Raw genomic sequence first — 937 nt, 5'->3', positions numbered from 1 at the left:
CTGCTGGTCAACCAAAAGTTGGCATTATCATGGGTTCGCAATCTGATTGGGCGACCATGAGTGCCGCTGCACAATTGCTAGCAGACTTTGATGTTGCCTTTGAGTGTGAAGTGGTTTCTGCCCACCGTACACCTGATAGACTATTTGATTATGCCAAAAGTGCAAAAGACAACGGTCTACAAGTGATTATCGCGGGTGCAGGCGGTGCTGCTCATCTACCTGGTATGTGTGCGAGCCAAACCCCACTACCTGTATTTGGCGTCCCTGTAAAATCCTCTATGCTAAGCGGTTGGGACAGTCTGTTGTCTATTGTACAAATGCCGAAAGGGATTGCTGTTGGGACATTAGCGATTGGCACCGCTGGCGCTTATAATGCTGCCCTACTTGCGATTCAAGTCTTGGCCTTGCATGATGAAACGATTGCTACTAAGCTGGATGAGATGCGTCAGACTCAAACTGAGACCATTCTTGCTAGCCCAACACCCGGTATTATCAATCCTTAAATAAATATAGAGTGACCAGTTTTTTTAGCATGGTCTTTTATAGTGATCGCCTAAAAATAAAAGCTATCACTTTTTATTTTTAAGTAAGTCATATTAGATATAAGGTGCCAATCGTGCACCTTTTCCTATTTTCGCCCATTGCGTTTTAAATTTTAATACAACACAGACCTCATTCACTTTTATTCAAAGAGCCTTTCATGACTACAGCAAACGCTTATCCTGTTACCCAAACCATTCGTACCATCGGTATTTTAGGCGGTGGTCAGCTTGGTATGATGCTTGCCGAAGCCGCGATGCCACTCGGTTACCAATGCGTGTTTTTAGAAGACAATTCAGAATGCCCTGCCAGCCTATATGGTCGCGTGTTTCATAGCGATCAACTAGCAGACTTTATCGCAGCCGCCGATGTCTTTACCTTAGAGTTCGAAAAGACA

General features: G+C 44.4%; 1 protein-coding gene and 1 pseudogene. Both read left to right on the top strand.

The genetic code is table 11. The annotated features are described in order from the left end of the window. A partial coding sequence (gene purE, locus ACS8FC_RS15480; protein ID WP_439297425.1) for a 5-(carboxyamino)imidazole ribonucleotide mutase occupies positions 1 to 503 on the top strand: 503 nt, incomplete at its 5' end. A gap of 197 nt (positions 504 to 700) precedes the next feature. Next, a pseudogene (locus ACS8FC_RS15475) lies at positions 701 to 937 on the top strand (5-(carboxyamino)imidazole ribonucleotide synthase); the annotation flags it as partial.

The organism is Psychrobacter sp. 1Y4 (assembly GCF_051847555.1).
The sequence above is the reverse complement of the archived record's forward strand: the minus strand, read 5'-3'. Positions and strand labels throughout refer to the sequence as shown.